This is a genomic window from Streptomyces ipomoeae 91-03, assembly GCF_000317595.1.
Taxonomy (GTDB): Bacteria; Actinomycetota; Actinomycetes; order Streptomycetales; family Streptomycetaceae; genus Streptomyces; species Streptomyces ipomoeae.
In genome coordinates this window covers 1-712 of the sequence record NZ_AEJC01000569.1, presented here as the reverse complement: position 1 = coordinate 712, position 712 = coordinate 1, and the positions used below count along the sequence as shown (strand labels likewise).

General features: G+C 73.0%; 1 pseudogene. It reads left to right on the top strand.

Features of this window, described 5'->3' with window-relative positions:
* Positions 1-548, top strand: a pseudogene (locus STRIP9103_RS36990) (hypothetical protein); the annotation flags it as partial.
* Between the last annotated feature and the right edge of the window lie 164 nt (positions 549-712).

Sequence of the window (712 nt, the reverse complement as noted above, 5' to 3'; positions counted from 1 at the left end):
CGACGACGTCCGCACGCACGGAGTTGAGAGGTTGGCGTATGAGCACGGGCAGGGCTCGGGTCGGCGCCGCGGTGGCACTGGCCCTGGCGGCGGCTCTCACCGGCTGCGGCGGGGGCGACGGTCAGGACGGCGGCTCCGCGGAGGGGTCGGAGCCGCCGTCCGCGTCGCGTACGCCATCGGGGGCGACGGAGACGCGGTCGGGCGCGCGACAGCCGCCTTCGCCCTCCCCCACGCCCACCGACGCCGATGGGTCGAGCCCGGCCGACGCCACGGATACGGCCACCGGCGCCGACGCCTGCTTCGACGGTCGCTGCGAGATCGCCGTGTCCAGGCCCATGACGATCAAGATCGACAGCCGGCTCGGCGTCAGCGATCTGCGGATCACGAAGATCACCGACGACATCGTCGTGCTCCAGTCCTCGGGCGCCGGCACGTTCCTCAGCAGCTCGGTCGGCGAGGGCAGCACCGGCGGTCTCAACGGTCTCGGCTTCCGTGTGAAGTCCCTGGACGGTGGCACGGCCGTACTGGAGTTCTTCCCCCGGGCCTGATCCGCCCCCAGGGCGCCACGGACAGAACGTGCCACTTCCAGGCGTCCAGCGCCACGAACAGGCCCGGGGCGGGAAGCACGGGTCGCGACCCGAGCGGACTCGGACGGCTCGGGACAGACTCGGACGGCTCGGGACATGCCGCACCGGCTCGGGGCCGTGCGGAT